The sequence below is a fragment of the Roseobacter weihaiensis genome (assembly GCF_020622345.1).
In the GTDB taxonomy this organism is placed as follows: Bacteria; Pseudomonadota; Alphaproteobacteria; order Rhodobacterales; family Rhodobacteraceae; genus Roseobacter; species Roseobacter weihaiensis.
Window position 1 is genome coordinate 11864 of the sequence record NZ_JACNMO010000010.1, and the last position, 20789, is coordinate 32652.

General features: G+C 60.5%; 26 protein-coding genes. 12 read left to right on the forward strand and 14 right to left on the reverse strand.

The features are described 5' to 3' along the window. The first annotated feature begins 31 nt into the window (after positions 1-31). Positions 32-1273 carry an MFS transporter gene (locus H7847_RS12850; protein ID WP_227269882.1) on the forward strand — a complete coding sequence of 414 codons (1242 nt, stop codon included), beginning with the start codon at positions 32-34 and terminating at the stop codon, positions 1271-1273. On the opposite strand, the gene H7847_RS12855 is transcribed toward H7847_RS12850, so the two are convergent. From H7847_RS12855 to mbfA, 7 genes are all read right to left on the reverse strand, one after another. Next, a complete protein-coding gene (locus tag H7847_RS12855; protein WP_319799768.1) occupies positions 1270-2208 on the reverse strand; it encodes an alpha/beta fold hydrolase in 939 nt (312 codons plus the stop codon). The genes H7847_RS12850 and H7847_RS12855 overlap by 4 nt on opposite strands. Then, on the reverse strand, positions 2202-3176 hold the full coding sequence (locus H7847_RS12860; RefSeq protein WP_264479565.1) for an ornithine cyclodeaminase family protein: 975 nt from the start codon (positions 3174-3176) through the stop codon (positions 2202-2204). The genes H7847_RS12855 and H7847_RS12860 overlap by 7 nt, the downstream gene beginning before the upstream one ends. Further along, positions 3122-3511 carry a hypothetical protein gene (locus H7847_RS12865; protein WP_227269883.1) on the reverse strand — a complete coding sequence of 130 codons (390 nt, stop codon included), beginning with the start codon at positions 3509-3511 and terminating at the stop codon, positions 3122-3124. The genes H7847_RS12860 and H7847_RS12865 overlap by 55 nt, the downstream gene beginning before the upstream one ends. Positions 3512-3532: 21 nt before the next feature. Continuing rightward, positions 3533-3988, reverse strand: a complete 456-nt coding sequence (locus tag H7847_RS12870) for a YaiI/YqxD family protein (RefSeq protein WP_227269884.1) — start codon at positions 3986-3988, stop codon at positions 3533-3535. Then, a complete protein-coding gene (gene fghA, locus H7847_RS12875; RefSeq protein ID WP_227269885.1) occupies positions 3985-4815 on the reverse strand; it encodes an S-formylglutathione hydrolase in 831 nt (276 codons plus the stop codon). Before fghA ends, H7847_RS12870 begins: the two co-directional genes overlap by 4 nt. A 66-nt stretch (positions 4816-4881) precedes the next feature. Beyond that, on the reverse strand, positions 4882-5811 hold the full coding sequence (locus H7847_RS12880) for an AEC family transporter (protein ID WP_227269886.1): 930 nt from the start codon (positions 5809-5811) through the stop codon (positions 4882-4884). 29 nt (positions 5812-5840) lie between these two features. Next, positions 5841-6815 (reverse strand): iron exporter MbfA, encoded by a 975-nt coding sequence (mbfA, locus tag H7847_RS12885; protein ID WP_227269887.1) that lies wholly within the window; start codon positions 6813-6815, stop codon positions 5841-5843. A 139-nt stretch (positions 6816-6954) separates the two neighbouring features. Here mbfA and H7847_RS12890 point away from each other — a divergent pair, with 139 nt between their 5' ends. Further along, complete coding sequence (locus H7847_RS12890; RefSeq protein ID WP_227269888.1) at positions 6955-7572, forward strand: TetR/AcrR family transcriptional regulator; 618 nt, start codon at positions 6955-6957, stop codon at positions 7570-7572. Between the two features lie 139 nt (positions 7573-7711). After that, on the forward strand, positions 7712-8059 hold the full coding sequence (locus tag H7847_RS12895) for a DUF2794 domain-containing protein (protein ID WP_227269889.1): 348 nt from the start codon (positions 7712-7714) through the stop codon (positions 8057-8059). 3 nt (positions 8060-8062) lie between these two features. Here H7847_RS12895 and H7847_RS12900 read toward each other — a convergent pair whose 3' ends face one another. From H7847_RS12900 to H7847_RS12910, 3 genes are all read right to left on the reverse strand, one after another. Beyond that, entirely contained in the window at positions 8063-8857 is a 795-nt protein-coding gene (locus H7847_RS12900) for a C40 family peptidase (protein ID WP_227269890.1), read from the reverse strand. Continuing rightward, entirely contained in the window at positions 8854-10236 is a 1383-nt protein-coding gene (locus H7847_RS12905; protein WP_227269891.1) for a leucyl aminopeptidase family protein, read from the reverse strand. The genes H7847_RS12900 and H7847_RS12905 overlap by 4 nt, the downstream gene beginning before the upstream one ends. 62 nt (positions 10237-10298) lie before the next feature. Beyond that, positions 10299-10679, reverse strand: a complete 381-nt coding sequence (locus H7847_RS12910) for a hypothetical protein (RefSeq protein WP_227269892.1) — start codon at positions 10677-10679, stop codon at positions 10299-10301. A gap of 150 nt (positions 10680-10829) precedes the next feature. Between H7847_RS12910 and H7847_RS12915 the strand changes: the two genes are divergently transcribed. From H7847_RS12915 to H7847_RS12935, 5 genes are all read left to right on the forward strand, one after another. Beyond that, positions 10830-11480 (forward strand): carbonic anhydrase, encoded by a 651-nt coding sequence (locus H7847_RS12915; protein WP_227269893.1) that lies wholly within the window; start codon positions 10830-10832, stop codon positions 11478-11480. Positions 11481-11557: 77 nt separating this feature from the next. Further along, positions 11558-12535, forward strand: coding sequence for a sodium-dependent bicarbonate transport family permease (locus tag H7847_RS12920; RefSeq protein ID WP_227269894.1), 978 nt, complete (start codon positions 11558-11560; stop codon positions 12533-12535). Positions 12536-12539: 4 nt separating this feature from the next. Then, positions 12540-12851, forward strand: a complete 312-nt coding sequence (locus tag H7847_RS12925; RefSeq protein ID WP_227269895.1) for a P-II family nitrogen regulator — start codon at positions 12540-12542, stop codon at positions 12849-12851. Positions 12852-12887: 36 nt separating this feature from the next. After that, on the forward strand, positions 12888-13298 hold the full coding sequence (locus H7847_RS12930) for a hypothetical protein (protein ID WP_227269896.1): 411 nt from the start codon (positions 12888-12890) through the stop codon (positions 13296-13298). Positions 13299-13451: 153 nt separating this feature from the next. Continuing rightward, positions 13452-13943: a DMT family transporter gene (locus tag H7847_RS12935; protein ID WP_227269897.1), complete on the forward strand. Its 492-nt coding sequence runs from the start codon at positions 13452-13454 to the stop codon at positions 13941-13943. Between the two features lie 158 nt (positions 13944-14101). Here the strand turns inward: H7847_RS12935 and H7847_RS12940 are convergent, their stop codons facing one another. Next, positions 14102-15124: an aspartate-semialdehyde dehydrogenase gene (locus H7847_RS12940; protein WP_227269898.1), complete on the reverse strand. Its 1023-nt coding sequence runs from the start codon at positions 15122-15124 to the stop codon at positions 14102-14104. A gap of 155 nt (positions 15125-15279) precedes the next feature. Here H7847_RS12940 and H7847_RS12945 point away from each other — a divergent pair, with 155 nt between their 5' ends. Beyond that, the gene (locus tag H7847_RS12945) at positions 15280-16431 is read left to right on the forward strand and encodes a DUF3095 domain-containing protein (RefSeq protein WP_227269899.1); all 1152 of its coding nucleotides are present in this window, start codon (positions 15280-15282) and stop codon (positions 16429-16431) included. On the opposite strand, the gene H7847_RS12950 is transcribed toward H7847_RS12945, so the two are convergent. Beyond that, entirely contained in the window at positions 16428-17198 is a 771-nt protein-coding gene (locus tag H7847_RS12950; protein WP_227269900.1) for an HpcH/HpaI aldolase family protein, read from the reverse strand. The genes H7847_RS12945 and H7847_RS12950 overlap by 4 nt on opposite strands. A 163-nt stretch (positions 17199-17361) precedes the next feature. Between H7847_RS12950 and H7847_RS12955 the strand changes: the two genes are divergently transcribed. Both H7847_RS12955 and H7847_RS12960 read left to right on the forward strand, forming a co-directional pair. Continuing rightward, positions 17362-17721: a hypothetical protein gene (locus H7847_RS12955; protein ID WP_227269901.1), complete on the forward strand. Its 360-nt coding sequence runs from the start codon at positions 17362-17364 to the stop codon at positions 17719-17721. Continuing rightward, positions 17714-18946, forward strand: a complete 1233-nt coding sequence (locus H7847_RS12960) for an HlyD family secretion protein (protein WP_227269902.1) — start codon at positions 17714-17716, stop codon at positions 18944-18946. The genes H7847_RS12955 and H7847_RS12960 overlap by 8 nt, the downstream gene beginning before the upstream one ends. A gap of 95 nt (positions 18947-19041) precedes the next feature. On the opposite strand, the gene H7847_RS12965 is transcribed toward H7847_RS12960, so the two are convergent. Together H7847_RS12965 and H7847_RS12970 are read right to left on the reverse strand one after the other, a co-directional pair. Further along, positions 19042-19716: a winged helix-turn-helix domain-containing protein gene (locus tag H7847_RS12965; RefSeq protein ID WP_227270051.1), complete on the reverse strand. Its 675-nt coding sequence runs from the start codon at positions 19714-19716 to the stop codon at positions 19042-19044. Position 19717: 1 nt separating this feature from the next. Then, a complete protein-coding gene (locus tag H7847_RS12970; RefSeq protein ID WP_227269903.1) occupies positions 19718-20005 on the reverse strand; it encodes a hypothetical protein in 288 nt (95 codons plus the stop codon). A 170-nt stretch (positions 20006-20175) separates the two neighbouring features. Between H7847_RS12970 and H7847_RS12975 the strand changes: the two genes are divergently transcribed. Beyond that, positions 20176-20673 carry a hypothetical protein gene (locus H7847_RS12975; RefSeq protein WP_227269904.1) on the forward strand — a complete coding sequence of 166 codons (498 nt, stop codon included), beginning with the start codon at positions 20176-20178 and terminating at the stop codon, positions 20671-20673. Positions 20674-20789: the final 116 nt, after the last annotated feature.

Below are 20789 nucleotides of genomic sequence, written 5' to 3' on the forward strand. Positions count from 1 at the left end.
GTTTAGGGTGCGAGGGGTAAAGGACACCACCATGCAGCCTCGCACCCCGATTTTTACACCTGTCCTGCTGGTCGGCTGCGCCATCATTCTTGTCAGCTTTGCGGTCCGTTCCACCTTTGGCGTCTTCCAGATTCCGATTGCCGAGGAGTTCGGCTGGTTGCGCGCCGAATTTTCGCTGGCCATTGCCATTCAGAACCTGGCCTGGGGCATCGGCCAGCCGCTCTTTGGCGCTTTGGCTGAGAAGATCGGTGACCGTAAATCCATCGTCCTTGGGGCCGTGATCTACGCGCTGGGGCTGCTTCTGTCGGCGGGGGCGAGCACCCCGATCGAACATCAGCTTTATGCCTGGCTTTTGGGTTTTGGCATCGCGGGCACCGGCTTTGGTGTGATCCTCGCTGTTGTGGGGCGGGCATCCTCGGATGAGAACCGGTCGATGTCGCTGGCGATTGTCTCAGCGGCGGGCAGCGGCGGCCAGATTTTTGGCCCGCCGGTCGCGGAATGGATGCTGGGGGTGATGACATGGCAGGCGACCTTTGTGGTCTTTGCCATCGCCATCCTCGCCATCCTGCTGCTCTTGCCGATGATGCGGGCGCCGGTGATGGCCGGCAAGACCGAGCTAGAGGAAAGCCTGAGCCAGATCCTGGGCAAGGCCTTTCGCGACCCGTCTTTCACCTTCATCTATATGGGTTTTTTCTCCTGCGGGTACCAGCTGGGCTTTATCACCGCGCATCTGCCCGCCTTTGTGACGGAGCTCTGCGGCCCGATCATGCCCGGTGGCATGCTGGACAGTATGGGGATCAGTACAACCTCTGCCCTGGGGGCGGTGGCGATCTCATTGATCGGGGTTGCCAATATCGCGGGGACACTGCTGGCCGGGTGGGCAGGTAAATACTACTCCAAGAAGTACCTGCTGGCGGGCATCTACACGGCCCGTACGATTGTGGGCGCGCTGTTCATTCTGTTTCCGATCACACCCGCCAGTGTGATCCTCTTTTCACTGGCCATGGGGACGCTTTGGCTGGCCACGATCCCGCTGACCTCGGGTCTTGTCGCGCATATCTACGGGCTGCGGTACATGGGGACGCTTTACGGTATCGTGTTCCTGAGCCATCAGCTTGGCGGGTTTCTGGGCATCTGGCTGGGCGGCAGGCTCTACGATGTCTACGGAGACTATACGCTGGTGTGGTGGATCGGCCTCGCGGTCGGTGCCTTCAGCGCGATCATCCATCTGCCGATCCGCGAGCGCCGGCTCGAAGGCTTGCAGACCGCTTAATCCCCCGGTTGCAGGAAGGCTTCGATCCGGGCCAGCACCTGCGGCGTATGCGTGTAGGGCAAGCCGTGACCGGCCCCGTCGATGACATGGTGCTGAACATCCTTGTTCCAGCCCGCGAGCGTCTCCTTGGCGGAGAGCGGGATCACATCATCCGCCGCCCCCCAGATCGCCAGCACGGGCACTTGCTCCTGTCGCAGGGTCTCATGCTCCGGCTGGAAACTGTCGTTGAGCAGATCGAGAAGGCTCGCATGCACCGCAGGCACAAACCCGCGGTAGTCCAGCTCCGCATTCTGCAACCGGGTGATGTCCGGCACGCTGGACGGCAGATGCTCCTCCTCGCGCAGGCCCTTGCGCAAGATCTCGGGATAGCGAAACAGCATCAGCCACAGCCCGATAATCGGTGTGCCGGCCACATAGCGCAAGGTGCCCGCCGCCACCGATTGCATGCCGGCCGGGGCCAGTAAAACCACCTGCCGGATGCCCTGCGGCTGACGGGCGGCAAAGGCTGCCGCAATCGCACCCCCCATGGAATAGCCGATGACGATGATGTCATCGTCGACTTTCTGGCTTTCCAGCAGATCGTTGAGTTGGCGCAGAAAGAAGCCCCGATCCTGCACGCCGCGCGGGCGATCAGAATAGCCGCGCCCGTAAAGGTCATAGGTCAGGACCCGAAACCCAAGGGCGGCAAGCCCTTTGGCAATGCTGCCCCAGACAAAGCTGGGGGTCGTCAGCCCGTGGATGCACACAATGACGGGGCGGTTTTCAACACCGGTTTCAGGGGCATGCCACTGGTAATGCGTGACACCTTGCGACAACGTGACAAAAGACCCCGGCGCATCCAGCCGCGCCTTTTTGTTCATCGGCTTGCGGGTGGCCTCAACCACCAGCGGGACCGCGACCACCCCCGCCAGCAGGATCAACGCCCACGTCAGCATGGTCTGGCCTGCCATCTGTCGAGGATGTAACGGCTCGTCATCAGATCGAGATGCGCGCCCCCGCCGTTTTTAAACAGCGTAATCTCGTCCGGGCTCTGACGGGTGAAGGCGTCGAGATCGTAGTAATCCGCCACGATATGCTCTGCGGTGAAAGCCCCGGTTTCGATCGGGATCTTCAGTTCCCCGATATGGTTTATCGTCGTGTCCCGGCTGTCCACAAAGACCCTTGCCCGTTGCAGGGCGGTGTCATCGACCTCGCGCATGTCGGGGCGGTAGGCCCCGATCAGATCGATGTGCTGACCGGGGCGCAGCCAGTCGCCGCAGATCAGCGGCGCGGTGGACATGGTGACGGAGACGACAATATCCGCCGCGCCAACAGCCGCTTTGAGGTCGGTCGCAACGGACAGGTCGGGAAGCGCCGCCGCCAGCGCGTCGGCATTGGCGGCGGTCCGGTTCCAGACGGTGAACCGCGCCGCCGGAAAGAGCGCGCTGTAGGCGGCATGGACCCCGCGGGCCTGGGTGCCTGCGCCGACAATCAGGATGTCGCGACTATCCGGTCGGGCCAGACGCCGCGCGGCAAGCAGGCTGTCCCCGGCAGTTTTCCACTTGGTGACCAGGTGGAAATCGACCACGGCTTCCAGTGTGCCGGTGTCGTCGGCATAAAGCGTGACACCCCCGTTGACCGTCGCGGCCCCCTTTGCCGGGTTGTCGGGAAAAATTGTGGCGGATTTGATCGCCAGCCCCAGGCCATCGATCCAGGCTGCGCGGTTCAGCAAGGTGTCGGAGCCGCGATACAGAAACGTATCCGCGATCTCGGCCTTGGGCAGCCGGTGACCGGCGGCGAGCGCATCTGTCAGCCCCAGCCAGTCCAGCGGCACTTCGCCTTCTGCGAAGGGGATGAAGGGCACGGCGGTCACGCGGTTTGCGCCGGTGTCAGCAGCCCTGTGGTCCCGCGCTTGCCCGCCCATCCGCGTGATCCTTTAAAGAGGTGGGTCTGCCAGCCGCGCCCTTCTGCGCCCCTGGTGCTTTCGGCGCGGTCCTCGGTCACAAGCCGTGCCTCGCCGGGCAGCCCGGGATTTTCGTCGCGCCGGTCAGAATACTCTTCGGCGGTGCTGCAAATCGTCTCGGTGAAAGGCGCGCCATGATCAACGCGTTCAGCCGTCCTATACAGGTCAACCGCCTCGACCATCGCTTGGCTCGGTTTTGCAGCGACGACACCATCCTCAAAACGCCCTGGCTGCCATTCAATCAGCACGTTACCAATATCAAAGACAACAGCTTCTGATTGTAATTTTGTTACCATTTACCGCTCCATGTTGTAACTTTAGCCCAACGTCACCGCCTTTCGCAAGGTGCGTTCCAGCGCGTCCAGAAACCGCGAGCGGTCCGCTTTGGTAAAACCTTTGCCGCCACCCTGCCGAAAAAGGTCAGCGGCGCGCAGGTCCGTCATCAGATCACGGGTCGCCAGAACATTGCCGATATTGGCCCCCGTCAGAGCCTCGCCGTTGTGCTTGAGCACCTGCGCCCCGGCGTCGATACATTTGGCCGCAAGGGGGATATCGCCGGTTACGACCACGTCGCCGACCCCGCAGCGCTCCGCGATCCACATATCGGCCACATCGGGGCCATCGGGCACGATAACGGTTTCGACCAGCGGGTTCTGCGAGGGCCGCAGCCCCCCGTTGGAGACCACGAACATCCGCAGGCCATGACGCGTCGCCACCCGTTCGGCTTCGGCTTTGACGGGGCAGGCGTCTGCGTCGATGTAAAGCGCTGTCATGCGTAAAGCGCGTCCGCGTGAAAGGCGATATGCTCCTCCATGAAGGTCGCGATAAAGAAGTAGCTGTGATCGTAGCCCGGTTGCAGCCGCAGGATGGCCTGTTGACGCCGCGCATTGGCGGCTTCTGCAAAGGCTTCGGGCTTGAGCAGGTCGATGAACTGGTCCTTGGTGCCGGTATCCACCAGCACGGGACCGTCAAACCCCTTCTCGCGCATCAGATGCGTGGCGTCATGCGCGGCCCAGGTGCTTTGGTCGTCACCAAGATAGGCCGCGAATTGCTTGCGCCCCCAGTCGCTGGCCATCGGATTGGCAATTGGCGCAAAGGCGGAAACCGAGCGGAATCGCCCCGGCAGCGACATCGCGATGGTCAGGGCGCCGTGACCACCCATGGAGTGCCCGGTGATGGCCTGACGGTCCATGTCCAGATCAAAGTTGCGGCCCAGCAAGCTGGACAGTTCCTGGGTCACGTAGTCCCACATCTGAAAATGCGCAGCCCAGGGCGCTTGGGTCGCATTAACGTAAAAGCCCGCCCCCTGACCCAGATCATAGGCCTCGTCATCGGCGACACCATCGCCCCGGGGCGAGGTGTCCGGAAAGACCAGCGCGATGCCCTGTTCCGCCGCCCAGGCCTGCGCACCCGCCTTTATCATCGCGTTCTCATGGGTGCAGGTCAGACCGGAGAGAAACCACAGCAGTGGCGCGGGGCCGTCTTGCACTTCCTGCGGCAGGAACAGTCCAAAGGTCATGTCGCAGGCGCAGCTTTTGGAGGGGTGTGAATAGACCCCTTGCGTGCCGCCAAAGCAGGCGTTCTCTGAGATCGTTTCCATCGCGGGTCTCCCTGTTTTTGTTTCTTCTTGGCTAGCGTCTGTTGTGCGGCCCGGCAAGCCCCAAGCTTATACCGGGCTGATCGTGCCGATAATGGCACTGACGGTCACGATGCTGAGCACGGTGGAGACCAGAATGGTCGCTGACACCCGTTGGGGGGCGACGCCGTAGTGCTGGGCGAGGATATAGACGTTGCCCGCCACCGGCAGCGCTGCGGCAGAGATGACGACAGTGGCCGTATAGGGATCGACCGGAAACAGATAGATCACGCCGATGGCCACCAACGCGGGGTGCAACGCCAGCTTGCAAAAGCTCAGCCAGCCCGCAATCGAAAGCCGCTCAGCCGATTTTGAGGCAAGCGAGGCGCCGATGGCAAAAAGCGCGCCGGGTGTGGCGGCCGCCCCCAGAAGCGCCAGAAAGTCATTCATCGGAACAGGAATGGGAATTTCGAGAGCGGACCAGAGCAAACCGGTCGAAATCGCAAGGATCATCGGGTTCCTGATCAGGCCCAGTCCCACCGTTCGCAGCACGCGCAGGCTGAACCTGCCATCGCGCGAGCCGGTGATGAGGATGACGATCAGGCTGGAGAACACGATCAGATCGACGGCCAGCGCCATCATGATGGGGCCGATGGCCGCCTCACCCAGCAGGAGGGTCAGCATCGGGACCCCCAGAAACCCGACGTTTCCGATGGCGGCACATTGCGCCTCGACCGCTGCCGTGGCCACGTCTAGCCGCCGCAGCATCGCAACACCGGTGGCAATCAGATAGACCGCCAGCGTGCCGACCAGATACCCGGCGATCAGGTTCGCATCCCAGACATCGGCCAGCGTCAGGTTCGCGGAAAACCGGAACAGCATGGCACTGAGCGCAAAGTAAAACACGAATTTGGTGAGGTAGGCCGTCGCCTCTTCGGTGAAAAAGCCCGTGCGACCGGCCCAGTACCCCAGCGCGATCAGCGCAAAGAAGGGCACTGTTTCGAAAAAGATATCAATCATAGTGGCACGCCGGGCGTGCAGCCCTTTCCCTAACCGGACCCGATCAACACGCCCGCGGCAAAAACCAGCGCACCGCCCAGCACGACCTGAAGCGTCGCCCGGAAGAAGGGTGTATCCATATATCTGTTCTGAAGCCAGGCAATGGCCCAAAGCTCGATAAACACCACGATAATGGCTGTGACGGTTGCGGTCCAGAAGTCCGGGATCAGATAGGGCAGTGCGTGCCCCAGACCGCCCACCGTTGTCATGACGCCGGAGGCGATCCCGCGTTTGAGGGGGGAGCCGCGCCCCGAAAGCGCGCCGTCGTCGGAGGCGGCTTCGGTAAACCCCATGGAAATCCCCGCCCCAACCGAGGCCGCCAGCCCCACCAGAAAGGTGGTCCAGGTGTCCTGAGTGGCAAAGGCCGTGGCGAAAATCGGCGCCAGCGTGGAGACAGACCCGTCCATCAGCCCTGCCAGACCCGGCTGCGCCCAGGTCAGGATAAACTGGCGTCTGTCCTGCTCTTCCTCGGTCTTGCGGGCGTCCGCCGTCAGGTGTCGGGCTTCCAGCTCTTCTGCTGTGTGCTGGTGCCCGGCCTCCGCCGTGGCAAGATCACCCAACAGCCTGCGGGTCGCTGCATCGGTGGTTTGCGCTGCGGCCTTGGTATAGAACCGTTCCGCCTCCTGCTCCATGGCCGTGGCTTCAGCGCGTATCCTTTCAAGGCCAAGGTTCTCAACCAGCCAGATCGGACGGCGTGCGTAAAAACCGGCCACATGTTCGCGGCGGATCAGCGGGATCGCGTCGCCAAAGCGATGCTGGAAGAGGTCGATCAGGCGTTGCCGGTGCGTGTCTTCTTCGCGCGCCATCCCCTCGAAAACCTTTGCGCTGTCGGGAAAATCAGGTCTCAGTCGCGCTGCATAGCCACGATAAATGCGCGCATCGTCTTCTTCGGACGAAATGGCAAGGGCCAGAATCTCCTGCTCACTCAGGTCGCGAAAGTGTTTGCGGGATAAGGAAAAACGCATGGCAGACAGTCCTCACTTTAGAATTATTCTAAATAAGTTATCTGACGGGTCAGATCAAGTTTGGTGGGGCGGTCTGGATTTTCTTTTTGGCAACTGAACTGATCGGTTTATAGTTAACGGGGAACGATCCGAGGTTAGTATGACGATTGCAACCATTAACATCCGAAAGGGCCGGAAATTTGAGCAGGTTCTGGAGGGGGCCCGACAGGTGTTTCTATCCGGTGGGTTCGAGGCGGCCAGCGTTGATGAAATCGCGCGCGTGGCAAATGTTTCGAAGGCCACTTTATACAGCTATTTTCCGGACAAACGCCTGCTGTTTATGGAGGTGGCAACGCTGGAATGTCAGCGGCAAGCGCGCGAGGCCTTGGACAATATCGACATGGAGGCTTCGCCGCGTGCGGTCCTGACCCAGACCGGCCTGCATTTTCTGCGTTTTATCACATCAGATTTCGGGCAGCGTATTTTCCGGATTTGTGTCGCTGAATCCGACCGGTTTCCTGACCTGGGGCAGAAATTCTACAATTCCGGGCCTGCGGTGTTTCGTGGCGAGATGGCCGCCTATTTCAAACACGCCGAAGCGCGGGGAGAGGTGAAGATGTCAGACCATGATCTGGCGGCGGATCAGTTTGCTGAACTTTGCAAGGCCTGTGTCTGGCCCAAGCTGATCTTTGGCGTGATGAAGACCGTGCCGGACGTGGAAATCGTCCGTGTGATCGAAAATGCAGTGGAAACCTTCATGGCGCGCTACGGTGCTTGACCTAGCCAAGGGCGCGCACCCGGCGTATGTGCGCGTAAAATTCTGAAATTGAAAGATTTTATAAGGTTCGCGGTGTCAAACCCGGCAAGGTGCTGCAACAGGGCTTGATTTGCAACGGGATCGGCGCAACTGTTGGATCATGAATTACCAAGTACCGCCGGCAAATAATCTGCACCAGTTGCCGCCTGCCCAAGTTGCGTTTCACCGCACTGAATTGTCGGTTATCCTCTCCCTCTATGGTCGTTTTGTGGCAGCCGGGGAATGGCGTGACTACGGTATTTCCTGTCTGAAGGAGGTGGCTGTCTTTTCCGTGTTCCGCCGGACGGCAGAGACACCGCTCTACCGGATCGAAAAGCGCCCCAAGATGCGTGACAAACAGGGGATGTATGCTGTTGTCGGGATGGATGGTCAGATCATGCGGCGCGGCCATGACCTGAAAACCGTTTTGCGGGTCCTTGAACGCAAGCTGATCCGCGCTGTTGACTGACCTCTAACCGGTGCGCGGCAACCTTTTGAAGTGGGTGGGTTTACCATCCCCCTGGGTCTCAATCCGCACGATTGCCTCTGAAACGCTCTCGTACACAACAGCCATATGCCCCGCATTGGCATGAATGAGCGTCATTGCGTCGGTGACCAGTGCCACATGGCCATCCCAAAAGATCAGATCATTGCGCTGCAACGGTGTGTCCTCGGGCAAAGGGGTGCCTACCCCCTCCGCCTGCTGGTCGCTGTCTGCCGGGCAGGGGATGCCGCAGGCCAGACACGCGGCCTGAACAAGGCCAGAGCAGTCGATGCCAAGGTGCGAATTCCCGCCCCACAGGTAGGGTGCGCCCAAAAACAGGGCGGCAATCGCCGCCGGGTCCGTCGCCACCGTGTCACTGGTGCGGACATGCTGCCGGGGCACAAACCCCAGTGCCGTCTCGATAAAGGTCGGCGTTTCCGACAAGGCCGTGCAGGCGGCGCCAAAACTCAAACTTGCCTGATCGGGTGATTTGAAATCCGGTGCAGCATAGGCATGTGTTGCACGGGCTGTGACTCTATGGGTCGCTGGGGTTTGCGGTGAAATCGCCGACAGTGGGACATACCCGCAGTAGCCATCCTTGCCTGCGCGGATCAACGCATGGCTTTCCATACGATTAAGTATGGTAATGTGATCGCCAAAAAGCAGCTGACGATCCCGTGGACCGCCTGGATCACGCAACAGTTCAACAAGGGGGCTGCCAATTTGAGCTGGCTCTTCACTCACGACCTGGTCGGGATCAGGGGTTGTCCGGGGATCCCTCATGTTCTGCTGAGGCTGCCAAGTACATCCAACAGCGCGCGCGTGGCCTGACCGACACCGCCTTTTGGGCGGCCGGGGGCATCTGTCGGGTTCCATCCGTAGATATCGAAATGCGCATAGGTGCTGCTCTCCACAAACCGCCGCAGGAACAACGCGGCGGTGATCGATCCGGCAAAACCGCCCTTGGGCGCATTGTCCAGATCAGCGATGTCAGGTTCTATCATCGCCTCGTAGGGGGCGTGAAATGGCATGCGCCACACGGGATCATGATGCTGTGCCGCTGCCGCCTCAAGATCAGCAACAAAGCGGGGATCATCGCAGTAATAGGGGGCCAGATCGGGGCCGACGGCCACGCGCGCAGCCCCCGTCAACGTCGCCATGGAGATGATGATCTCCGGGTCTGCCTCCTGCGCGTAGGCCAGCGCATCGGCCAGCACAAGCCGTCCTTCCGCATCGGTGTTATTGATCTCGACACTCAGACCCTTGCGGGAGCACAGGACATCTCCGGGGCGGAAGGCATTGGCCGACACGGCATTTTCAACGGCAGGGATGAGAATACGCAGGCGTATGTCTGTCTTGGAGGCCATCAGCATATGGCCAAGACCCAGAACATTCGCCGCTCCCCCCATGTCCTTTTTCATCAATCCCATCGACGCGCCAGGCTTCAGGTTGAGCCCGCCCGTGTCAAAGCACACTCCCTTGCCGACAAGAGTGATGGCCGGGCCGGTCGTCCCCCAGGTGATGTCGATCAGCCGCGGCGCGCGATCAGAGGCACGACCAACGGTGTGAATAAGCGGGAAGTTCTGGTCGAGCAGCGCATCACCGGCAATCACCGTGATATCAGCGCCATGCGCGTGGGTCAGATCGCGTGCCTCCTTTTCCAGCTCCGCAGGACCCATGTCGTTTGACGGTGTGTTGATGAGGTCGCGGGTGAGCATTTCACCCTCTGCGATGGTTTCGAGCTGCCGGGTGTTCAGGTCATCCGGTGCCACGAGGCTTGCGGCCATTGCCTGCGTCTTGCTGTAGCGGTCAAACCGGTATCCGGCGAGCAGCCATCCCAGAACCTCAACCTCCGCCTCCGCCTTGGGCAACCCGGTCACAACGCGGTAAGCCCCTTCTGGCAGTTTGACGGCAGCAGCGGCGAGGTGAAAGCGGCCCCTGCGCCTGCTGCTCTGCGTGCCGTATCCCGCCAGCGCCATGTCCGGAGATCCATCAGGTGTAGGGACAAGCAGAGCCTGCCCAAGCCGGGCCCCGAAGCCATTGGCAGTGACCCAGGCGCGCAACTCGTCAGACTGCTGTTCAAGCCAGCCGCCCAGCTCATCCTGCGAGATCACATGGAGCGGCGTTTCTGGGGCATCTGTTGGAGCGAAAAGAGCGGTCATGGGGATGCCTTTCAAAAGCAGTTTCCCCGTAGCCTAGCCTGATCCCCTTGGGGTGCAAGGCATCAAATGGTGATGTCCTGCAGGTCCCAAATGGCGGTCAGGGATTGTTCCCCGATCCGCAACATGCGGGCGAGTGTTGCCGAAACCGCGGGGCTGTCGTTGGCGTCCAGTGTTTCGATTACATCCTTGGCTACACGGGCCAGCACCAGCATGCCGATCTGGTCGGAAATCGCGATCAGCGACCGGGCACATTTGCGCAGCTCGTCCCAATGGCCGGCACCATGCAGCCTGCTGCAATGGGACAGACGCAGCGCCAGTTCTTCCATCGCACGGCAAACAACGTCTTCCGCACCGGCCTCACCCAATTCGGCATATAGTGCGCCAAGTCGGTCCTGATCGACATGCACGGTCTCTTTCAACCTGATATTCAGGACATGATTCATCTTTTTACTCACCCTTTTATGCCCCCACGGCACGACAGTAATATCCGCTTTAAATCTCACCAAAGGGTTGAGACCGGACAATGTTTCCGCTCGAATTCAATTCGAATTGCGGCTACTCTGCGTCGTACAGAGCGCGAAAGACAAAGATTTATGGATCAGGCCAAACCGCTACCGGGCTATCTGGTACAGCGTTATCACGGGTGGAAAGCCACCGGATATACCGACAATAAAGCGTGGTACCGACAGTTGGCAAAAGGCGGGCAGCACCCACGTGCCATGGTGATTTCCTGCTGTGACAGCCGCGTGCATGTGACGTCGATTTTTGGCGCGGATCAGGGTGAATTCTTCATTCACCGCAACATCGCCAACCTTGTGCCGCCCTATCAGCCGGATGGCGATCACCACGGAACCTCTGCCGCCGTTGAATACGCGGTAACGATGCTGAATGTCTCGCATTTGATCGTTTTGGGTCATTCCAACTGTGGCGGCGTTCAGGGGTGTATCGATATGTGTCCGGGCAAAGCCCCGGAGCTTGAAGAGGAAAGCAGCTTTATTGGCCGGTGGATGGATATCCTCAAGCCCAGCTATGGGATCGTCGCCGCCGAGAACGACCCGCACGTCCAGGCACAAACGCTGGAAAAGCAGTCTGTTCTGGTCAGTTTGCAGAACCTGATGAGTTTTCCTTTCATCAAGGCCCGTGTGGACGACGGGCTTTTGACGCTGCACGGCCTTTGGACCGATATCGGTGAGGGGGGACTGGAGTTTTTCCACGCGGGCGATCAGGTCTTCCGCCCTGTCTAGCGGCGGGCGGGTGTGTTCGCGCTTGATGATCGGGGTAAAGCCTCCTAAACGCCTCTAAACCTTCTGCGGAGGCGCATGTGGACCAAATTCTGTCACTGGCGGCGACTAACCTTCTATCCCCTATCATCCTGTCCTTTGCCCTGGGGGTTGCGGCATCCCTTGCGCGCTCCGATCTCAGTGTCCCGGAGGCCGCCGCCAAGGCGCTGTCCATCTACCTGCTCTTTGCCATCGGCTTCAAAGGCGGGGTGAGCGTGGCGGATCACGGCATAGACGCAAAGCTGGGCATGACTCTGCTGGTGGGCATCATCCTGTCTGCCGGTCTGCCCATCATCGCCTTTGGGTTGCTCAAGGTCATGACGGGTCTCAGCCGTCTGGATGCGGCGGCGGTGGCGGCGCATTACGGCTCGATCTCGATTGTGACCTTCGTGGCGGCGACCTCCGTGCTGCAAAGCAGCGGCATTGCCTCCGAAGGATACATGGTCGCCGTTGCCGCCGCGATGGAAGCCCCGGCGATCCTGTCCGCACTCTGGCTGATTTCGCGGGGCGGCGGCGCGCAGCGGATGGACAGCGATCTGTGGCGCGAAATCCTGCTGAATGGCTCGATCGTTTTGCTGGTTGGCGCGTTTTTCATCGGGTGGATTACCGGCGAAGAAGGCCTGCGTGAAATCTCCAGCTTTATCGTGGCCCCCTTCAAAGGCGTTTTGTGCCTCTTCCTGCTCGACATGGGGCTGGTGGCCGGGCGCGGGCTGCGGGGGCGCAGCGGAGCGCTGCGGCCCGGCGTGCTGGCGTTTGGCATCCTGATGCCGGTCATCGGCAGCAGCCTTGGGGCCGCGTTTGGCTTGCTGCTGGGGCTTTCGACAGGCGGTGTGGCGCTGCTGATGGTGTTGTCGGCCTCTGCCTCCTACATCGCTGTGCCTGCCGCCATGCGCGTTGCCCTGCCCGAGGCGAATCCCTCGATCTACCTCACGCTGTCGCTCGGCGTGACGTTCCCTTTCAACCTGACGCTGGGCATCCCGCTCTATGTGGCGGTCGCCTCGGCGCTGACCGGAGTATGACCAGATGAAAACACATCAAGCCAAGCGGGTGGAAATCACCATCGAAGCCATCATGCAGTCGCGTCTGACCGATGCGCTGCGCAAAGCCGGGGTCACCGGCTACACCGTGCTGCCGGTTCTTGGGGGCTCCGGGCGATCCGGAGACTGGGTGCGCTCTGGCGAGATCGGGCGGGCCAGCGGGATGGTTCAGGTCGTCTGCATCATCCGACCTGACCGTCTGGATGGTTTGCTTGAAGCTGCGTTTTCAGTTGTCGACAAACACATCGGTGTGGTGTCGATTCTTGATTGTGACGTGGTCCGCGCGGAGCGTTTTTAACCCTTTTTAAACGAAGTTTAAGCAAATGTGCCAAGTATGAATAAGCGCGCTGTCACCGTCGAATTACCCGCCGATATTGCCCTTGCAGTCCACGATCTCGCCACCGAAAAGGAGGGAACGGTGGCACAGTTTGTCGAAGCTCTGGTGGTTGAGCATCTGGCCCAGAAAAAAGGGGCCAAGGCCAAGCCGTCGCTGGCCAACGAAAGGTTGGTTTTTGCCCTGCAAAAGCTCCTGTTTCGCGATATGGCCGAGGCTCAGAACTGGGATGATCTTGACCGGCGGATGCAAAAGCATGGCTACTTTCTCAAGATTGGATGGGGCGGGTTGTCGCTGCATACAGAGACCAGCGGGCAAAAGCTGTGCCATAGTCATGACCTTGGGTTTTCCTACGGGACGTTCCTGCGCCGATTCGGACCGGGCAAACCAAAGGACCCGCGGGAGGTCTGAGGCGGGATAGGTTTCCGATGGTCAGGTAGGCCGGATTGACCTGTCGGTTTTACTGCCGTGCGGGTGTGCCGAACAGAGGTTCGATGAGGCCTAATCCGGCTGTTCATCAAGACTGAGCATCCATGTCATTGCCCAGTCGCCAAGAGGTTCGAGATGGCCAAACAGGTCTTTCGCGGTCTCGGTCAGAGCATATCCGCCAGACGTCCTTTCAACCAGCCCAACGCTGCGCAGCTCCTCTATGCGGCCTCCACCGTCTATATCAGGTGCTTCGTCACCCGCCCGCCGCTCGAGATGGCGACAGGCTCGATGATCGTGGGAACGGTGTTTGTCGGGGTACTCGTTCTGATTTCTGGTGACGATATCCGGTCGATTGAGCCAACCCTGCCCTCTCTCGGCACGATCCTTTATCTCGGCCCGTTCTCGACGGGCTGCGCAAATCTGATCTATTTCCACCTTGTGCCCCGGCTTGGTGCGACACGGATGTCGCAGGTAGATTTTGCCGTGCCCGTGGGAGGAGCCCTGCTGGGCTATCTGTCGCTCGGCGAAGCCATGACCGGGCCGCGGCTGGTGGCGCCGCTGATCATCATAGGCTTGGGTTGTCTTGGAACAAGATCAGGTCGTCGGTCCGGGTTGCAAAATGCGTAACTGCAATGATCGCCGCGCATGCGGGACTGTCTTGGGGCGCTGACAAAAGCCGTTCTGCACAAGCGAACTCCAATCCGGCGAAAGGTGCCGCCTTGCCAAGATAAAACGCACCCCAGAGCTGCCTCCGGCGCGCGTTTTGCAACAGGGGGCCGGGACGGCTAGCCCTTCTTGAGGATTCGGTTGCCCAACAGCTCCGCGATCTGCACGGCATTGAGCGCGGCCCCTTTGCGCAGGTTGTCGGAGACGCACCACAGGTTCAGCCCATTGTCGATCGTGCTGTCCTGTCGGATACGGCTGATGAAGGTGGCAAAATCGCCCACACATTCCACCGGTGTCACGTAGCCGCCGTCTTCGCGTTTGTCGATCACCATGACACCGGGGGCTTCGCGCAGGATCTCGCGGGCCTCATCTTCGTCCAGATGATCTTCAAATTCGATGTTCACCGCCTCAGAGTGACCGACAAAGACCGGCACCCGCACGCAGGTCGCCGTGACCTTGATCTTTGGATCCACGATCTTTTTCGTCTCGGCCACCATCTTCCACTCTTCCTTGGTGGAGCCGTCCTCCATGAAGCTGTCGATATGCGGGATCACGTTGAAGGCGATCTGCTTGGTAAACTTTTTCGGCGGTTTGTCATCGGTCGGGTTGTAGATCGATTTGGTCTGATCCCAGAGCTCGTCCGCGCCTTCCTTGCCTGCGCCCGACACCGACTGGTAGGTGGAAACAACCACGCGCTTGATCGTCGCGCGGTCGTGCAGCGGTTTCAGCGCCACGACCATTTGTGCTGTCGAGCAGTTGGGGTTGGCGATGATGTTCTTTTTCGCATAGCCCTCGATAGCATCGGCATTCACCTCGGGTACGATCAGCGGGACATCCGGATCATAGCGGTAGAGCGACGAGTTATCGATCACCACACAGCCGGCCTTGGCGGCCCCGGGCGCGTATTTCTTGGTTGCCTCGGAGCCCACGGCAAAAAGTGCGATGTCCCAGCCGGTGAAATCGAACGTGTCGAGGTCCTTCGTCTTGAGCGTCTTCTCGCCAAAGCTCACTTCCGTGCCCAGCGACTTGCGCGAGGCAAGCACCGTGATCTCATCCACCGGGAAGTGGCGTTCGGCAAGGATGTTCAGCATTTCGCGGCCCACATTGCCTGTGGCACCCGCAATAACGACGCGGTAACCCATCTGTTTTGCTCCAGTATAGAAAGGGATGGTCCGCGCCTCATATACCGCTCTGCGTGCTGTGGAAAGAGGGGGCGTGCGCGCAAAGCGGCCCGCATTCGCCCGAGGGCGATTTTTTGTGTTAGGCTGCTCACAGATGACAAGGCGCGGGCCGACGGATGACTGCAACAAACACAGCCTGCGCATTCTACGACAGCCTGCCGCGCGAAAGCGCCTTTGCACAACTGACCCAGGATCAGCGCTACCATCCTTTGCCCGGCGATTGGTCTGTCGGGGTGGCCGATATCGTCAATTCCACTCATGAGGTTGCTGCCGGGCGCTACAAGACCGTCAACATGGTTGGGGCCGCGATCATCTCGGCCGTGATGAATGCGCACCGGGGCCGGGCCTTTCCCTTTGTCTTTGGCGGTGATGGCGCAGGCTTTGCTGTCAGCGCGCAGCAGGTCGCGGCTGCCCGGTCGGCGTTGGCTGCCGTGGCAACCTGGGCGCAGGCGGAGTTTCAGATCACCATGCGGGTTGCACTGGTGCCCGTCAGCGATGTGCGCGCGGCAGGTCATGACGTGCGCGTGGCGCGGTTTCAGGCCTCGGAAGGGGCGGATTATGCGATGTTCTCCGGCGGCGGCCTGCTTTGGGCCGAAGCCGAGATGAAGGCCGGGCGCTTTGTGATCGAGAGCGCACCGCCCGGCGCCACGCCTGACCTGACCGGGTTGTCGTGCCGCTGGGCGCATATGCCGGCCCGTCACGGGACCATTCTATCGCTGGTCGTGGCGGCGGCGCCCGAGGCTCATCCGAAAGATGTGGCCGGGGTCTACAGCGATGTGGTCGAGATCGCCGCCGGTCTTGAACGGGGCGGGCATCCTGCACCACGTGTCGGGATGCAGGCCCGCTGGCCACCTGCGGGCGCTACGCTTGAGGCGCATGCGGCCCGCGGCACAAAGAGCGTCAGCGCGGCAAAACGGCGTGCTCTCTTTGAAACCTTGATGGCGTGGCTGCTGATCCGCACAGGGCTCAAGGTCGGTGGGTTTGACGCGCGCCGCTATGCCCGCGTGGTTGCCGCCAATGCAGATTTTCGCAAGCTGGACGACGGGTTGAAAATGACCCTCGACTGCGATCCGCAGACCCACGAGCGGCTGGACGCCCGGCTGTCGCAGGCTGCAGCGGACGGGTTGATCCGCTACGGCATCGCTACCCAGGACGAGGCCATGATGACCTGCATTGTCCCCTCGATCCTGACGGACGATCATCTGCATTTTATCGACGGGGCGGCGGGGGGTTACACGCAGGCCGCGACCCGAATGAAAGGGCGCTAGGCTGGCTTCCACCTTGCGACGGAGGCTTTTGCGCCGTTGAGCAAAAGCGCGATGTCCATCGCCACCGCCACAAACCGCGCACCCGCCTCCAGTGAGGACTGGACCATGGCCTCATCCGAGGTCAGGATGCCTGCAGCCTTGCCGGTGTCACTGATCCGCCTGATCGCGTCCAGAATGGTGGTCTGCATGTCCGGGTGCATGGTCTGGCCCAGATATCCCAGACTGGCCGAGAGATCTGCCGGGCCGATAAAAACGCCATCCACACCGTCGACGGCCAGGATCTCGTCGAGATTGTCCAGGCCGGTTTTGTTCTCGACCTGCACCAGCAGGCTGATCTGGGCGTCCGCCGTGGGGCCGTAATTCTCCATCTGACCGAAGTCCGAGACGCGACCCACGGCATAGCCCACCCCGCGTGTGCCATGCGGCGGATAGCGACAGGCGCGTACCAGGTCGCGGGCCTGATCCGCTGTTTCGACCATCGGGACCAGCACGGTCTGCGCTCCGACATCCAGGACCTGCTTGATGATCCAGGTCTCGCCCACGGGGACCCGCACGACAGGATGGCTGGTGCTGCCTTTCAGCGCGATCATCTGATCCCGGATCGAACGGATATCATTGGGCGAATGCTCTCCGTCGATCAGCAGCCAGTCAAACCCCGCCTGACCCATGATCTCGGCGGTATAGCCTTCCGCCAGGCTCATCCAGCACCCGAAAAGCGTCTCCCCCTCTACCAGAGCTTTCTTGAATGTATTCAGCGGGGCGGGCATGGGCGATATCCTTTCGGGCTGTGCTTTTCCCGCAGTGTAGGGGGATTGCCACAAAGAAGGCCAGAGCCGCCGGCGCGTGTATTTTATATTGGAGCAATCCCTAAAGGGCCGTTAGGGTCACGGGAATTACAAGCGTTCAGACGGGCGCATTTTGAGGTTTGATATGGCTGACAATATTCACCCGATGGCACCGCACCACCTGCCCCCTTTTTTCTCTGGTCCTGACGGTGGAGATTCGCTGTTTACGATCATGATCTTTGTGGTCGTGGGGGCCATTCTGCTCTTGGGCGTGCTCTATTTCACGCTGCACTCCCTGCCGGAGCGGATGGCGCACAAGGGCAATGCAACACAGCTCCAGCTTATCAGCATCCTGTGCATTCTGGCGCTCTTTACCCACAACAACATCTTCTGGGTCATCGCGTTGGTGTTGGCAGCCTTTCGCCCGCCTGATTTTGCCACGCCGTTGAATTCAATGGCAGATTCGCTGCAGAAAATTGTCAGTCGGGACCGTCCAGATGATTGAGCTTTTCCTCTGTTCGCTGGTCACGATCCTGCCCGATTACCTGCTGCGCCGCCGTTTCCAGGGCAAACGGTTTGGCGAACATATCACCTTTTTCACCGTCTGGTACGAGCTGCGCTGGGGCATCACCATGTGCGCGATGCTGACAATCACTCTCGTCACGATTGTGTTTTACTATCACCCGTCGACCTCCAATGTCGTCTCTTACTTCAGAACCGTGACTATTCTGTCGGAATCCGCCGGGCGGGTGGATGAGGTCTTTGTGCGCAACAATCAACGGATCGAGGCGGGGGACCCGATCTTCACTCTCGATAGCAGTCGCCAGCAAGCCTCACGCGACACGGCCCTGCGCCGGATCGACGAGGTCGACGCGGCCCTTGTTCTCGCACAGGCAGACCGGGCCGCAGCAATCGCCGCAGTCGAACAGGCAGAGGCAGAGTACCAGCAGACCTCTGACGATCTTGACCGGCGCCGGACGCTGCAGGCCGGTGGCTCTACCGTTGTGTCTCAACGAGACGTCGAAGTGCTGGAAAACCAACTGGCCGCACAGCAGGGTGCGATCGATGCGGCGCGGGCGCAGGTGGCGTCGGTGGATGCTAACACGGCTATCGCGCTTCCTGCGCAGCGCGCCAGTGCCGAAGCGGCCTTGGCGCAAGCCGAGGTGGAGATCGAAAAGATGACCGTTTATGCCGGGACCTCGGGCACGGTGGAACAATTCGCCCTGCAGGTCGGCGATATCGTGAACCCGATCCTGCGCCCTGCCGGGATACTGGTGCCGACGGGCTCGGGCGAGGGCCGGTTTCAGGCCGGGTTTCCACAGATTTCCACGCAGGTGATAAAAGCTGGTGGCGTGGCCGAGATTATGTGCATCTCCAAACCCTTCACGATTATTCCCATGGTGATCGTTGAGGTGCAGGACGTGATTGCAGCCGGTCAAATCCGGCCTTCCGATGCTTTGATCGACGCGCAGGTGCAAAGTGCCCCCGGCACGATTGTCGCCATATTGGAGCCTCTTTACGCCGGTCAAACCGATGACATCCCGCCAGGAAGTCGCTGTACGGCGAATGCCTACACGAGCAATCACGCGCGGCTCAGCGAACCTGATATCGGCTTTGGGCAGTCGGTCTTCCTGCATGTGGTGGATACGGTTGGGGTGATCCACGCGGCCGGGTTGCGAATCCGGTCGCTGTTGCTGCCCCTGCAGACGTTGGTGCTGACCGGCCATTAGGACCTCTTTTGTGGACACTTGGGCTGTTATCTGACGCAAAACGCCCTGCCGCAAAACGCCTTTGGGCGGTGTCGATCCTTCGGGGGCTGCTTTGGCTAGATGACCTTGATGACATCCTTGTCGATGGCCAGCATATAGCCGCGCCGGGCGATGTTTTTGACCAGCAACTCCGACACAATCTGATTGCCAAGGGTATCGCGCAAGCGTTTGATTCGCGTCGCCCCCGCTGCCTCATCGCAATCCACCGCGCTGCGGCCTGAGATCATCCCCTCGATTTCCGAACCCGAAAGCACGTCGTCATCCATGCGTGCCTCGGCCAGCACCGACATCGTTTCCATCGCGGCATCGGTCAGTTTGAAGCCCAGATTGTTGAGATAGACTGTGTTTTCCTCGCGGCTGATGAGCAGGGAGTTGACCTGAATGCCTGCGCGTTCAATCTGCGCCATGCGGCGATTGAATACCACCAGCAGCACCAGAAAGATCAGGGCAGCCACCAGCATGGCGGTGGCAAAGACCAGCAACACAAAAATGACCAGCCGGTAGCTGGCCAGCGTGTCTGAAAAGGCGGTGCCGGATTGGGCAAGGATTTCCAGCAGCTTGACCTCGGAGGGGGCGGTCAGGTTGTCGTTCTCCACAAAAATCCGCTCGACCCGCGCGTTGAAGGCATTGGCATCGGGAAGTGTCCAGAACAGGACAGCCGCCGCAATCATCAGAATGGCCACAATGCCCGTGATGCCAAAGGTCACGGTCCGCCCGCCGGATCGACGCATGTCAGAAGCGGAGGTAGTTACGTCCTGCACTTTCTTTCCTTTCTGCCAGCCCGCTCTGATCGAAGACCGACATCACATTGAGCAGTGTCCATCCTTGTGCGGCGAGGCGCGCCGATAGCTCGGCCTCGGCAGCCTGTACCGAGCACTGCGAGATTTCCGCCACACCGTAGTGCAGGCGCAGCGGGTCATCCTGCTTGGCCTTGTAATCAGCATAGCACTCTGCCGCATGCCCCGGTTTTGCCCCGGCGGTCAAGGCGATCAGCGTGAAAGTCAGGAGGATGTGTCTCATATGTCAAATCTGCGCGGGATGGGCGGAGTATTCAATAACAAAAGGGGTTTAGCCGCGACGCTATCTGATAACAGCGCAACGTTATTGCCTGTCGGGGCAGGGTCGCCCCAGATTGAGAGCACCACGGCATTCACCCTGGATGCTCAACAACGGCAAGAAAGGACTTTCTCATGACACGCAGGTTTATCGCCATTGTGGTCGGGGCTGCTGTGGCTGTGACAGCGATCGGAAACGCGCCCGCACGGGCGGATGACGATGTGGCGCGCGCGCTGGCCGCGATTGTGGGTCTTGCAGTTGTCGGCAAGGTGATCAGCGACCGCCTGGAGGATGATAATTACGGTGATGTGATCACACGGCGCTACGACAACCGCGACATATATGCGGCGCCCTCTTTGCGCAGACCGGACAGTATGATTCGCAGGGTAGATCCAAGGCCGCTGCCCCGGCGTGTGGCAAAGAGATTGTTACCGGGACACTGCCTGCGCAGCTTTGACACGCGCGACGGGCGCTACCGTATCTTCGGCAAGCGCTGCCTTGAGCGGAACTATGACTACACCCGGTCTCTGCCACGCGCGTGCAAGGTGAGTTTCCGCGCCAACCAAAAGAAACGCCATGGCTATGATGCCAGGTGCCTGCGCCATGAAGGATACCAGTTGGCCCGCCGCTAAGGACGGGTCGATCCAAGGCCGGGTGGGATCCCTGATCCGGTCTTGACCTGAGGGGGCGACGTTCGGGCGTTTCCCCCTCTTTTTTAACGAGTAATGCGCCTCCGCCGACGCGGGGG

Bases quoted from the DNA above. Each gene is read 5' to 3' on its own strand.
- H7847_RS12850 (WP_227269882.1), top strand. From the start codon at position 32: ATGCAGCCTCGCACCCCGATTTTTACACCTGTCCTGCTGGTCGGCTGC.
- H7847_RS12855 (WP_319799768.1), bottom strand. From the start codon at position 2,208: ATGCTGACGTGGGCGTTGATCCTGCTGGCGGGGGTGGTCGCGGTCCCG.
- H7847_RS12860 (WP_264479565.1), bottom strand. From the start codon at position 3,176: ATGGGCGGGCAAGCGCGGGACCACAGGGCTGCTGACACCGGCGCAAAC.
- H7847_RS12865 (WP_227269883.1), bottom strand. From the start codon at position 3,511: ATGGTAACAAAATTACAATCAGAAGCTGTTGTCTTTGATATTGGTAAC.
- H7847_RS12870 (WP_227269884.1), bottom strand. From the start codon at position 3,988: ATGACAGCGCTTTACATCGACGCAGACGCCTGCCCCGTCAAAGCCGAA.
- fghA (WP_227269885.1), bottom strand. From the start codon at position 4,815: ATGGAAACGATCTCAGAGAACGCCTGCTTTGGCGGCACGCAAGGGGTC.
- H7847_RS12880 (WP_227269886.1), bottom strand. From the start codon at position 5,811: ATGATTGATATCTTTTTCGAAACAGTGCCCTTCTTTGCGCTGATCGCG.
- mbfA (WP_227269887.1), bottom strand. From the start codon at position 6,815: ATGCGTTTTTCCTTATCCCGCAAACACTTTCGCGACCTGAGTGAGCAG.
- H7847_RS12890 (WP_227269888.1), top strand. From the start codon at position 6,955: ATGACGATTGCAACCATTAACATCCGAAAGGGCCGGAAATTTGAGCAG.
- H7847_RS12895 (WP_227269889.1), top strand. From the start codon at position 7,712: ATGAATTACCAAGTACCGCCGGCAAATAATCTGCACCAGTTGCCGCCT.
- H7847_RS12900 (WP_227269890.1), bottom strand. From the start codon at position 8,857: ATGAGGGATCCCCGGACAACCCCTGATCCCGACCAGGTCGTGAGTGAA.
- H7847_RS12905 (WP_227269891.1), bottom strand. From the start codon at position 10,236: ATGACCGCTCTTTTCGCTCCAACAGATGCCCCAGAAACGCCGCTCCAT.
- H7847_RS12910 (WP_227269892.1), bottom strand. From the start codon at position 10,679: ATGAATCATGTCCTGAATATCAGGTTGAAAGAGACCGTGCATGTCGAT.
- H7847_RS12915 (WP_227269893.1), top strand. From the start codon at position 10,830: ATGGATCAGGCCAAACCGCTACCGGGCTATCTGGTACAGCGTTATCAC.
- H7847_RS12925 (WP_227269895.1), top strand. From the start codon at position 12,540: ATGAAAACACATCAAGCCAAGCGGGTGGAAATCACCATCGAAGCCATC.
- H7847_RS12930 (WP_227269896.1), top strand. From the start codon at position 12,888: ATGAATAAGCGCGCTGTCACCGTCGAATTACCCGCCGATATTGCCCTT.
- H7847_RS12935 (WP_227269897.1), top strand. From the start codon at position 13,452: ATGGCCAAACAGGTCTTTCGCGGTCTCGGTCAGAGCATATCCGCCAGA.
- H7847_RS12940 (WP_227269898.1), bottom strand. From the start codon at position 15,124: ATGGGTTACCGCGTCGTTATTGCGGGTGCCACAGGCAATGTGGGCCGC.
- H7847_RS12945 (WP_227269899.1), top strand. From the start codon at position 15,280: ATGACTGCAACAAACACAGCCTGCGCATTCTACGACAGCCTGCCGCGC.
- H7847_RS12950 (WP_227269900.1), bottom strand. From the start codon at position 17,198: ATGCCCGCCCCGCTGAATACATTCAAGAAAGCTCTGGTAGAGGGGGAG.
- H7847_RS12955 (WP_227269901.1), top strand. From the start codon at position 17,362: ATGGCTGACAATATTCACCCGATGGCACCGCACCACCTGCCCCCTTTT.
- H7847_RS12960 (WP_227269902.1), top strand. From the start codon at position 17,714: ATGATTGAGCTTTTCCTCTGTTCGCTGGTCACGATCCTGCCCGATTAC.
- H7847_RS12965 (WP_227270051.1), bottom strand. From the start codon at position 19,716: ATGCGTCGATCCGGCGGGCGGACCGTGACCTTTGGCATCACGGGCATT.
- H7847_RS12970 (WP_227269903.1), bottom strand. From the start codon at position 20,005: ATGAGACACATCCTCCTGACTTTCACGCTGATCGCCTTGACCGCCGGG.
- H7847_RS12975 (WP_227269904.1), top strand. From the start codon at position 20,176: ATGACACGCAGGTTTATCGCCATTGTGGTCGGGGCTGCTGTGGCTGTG.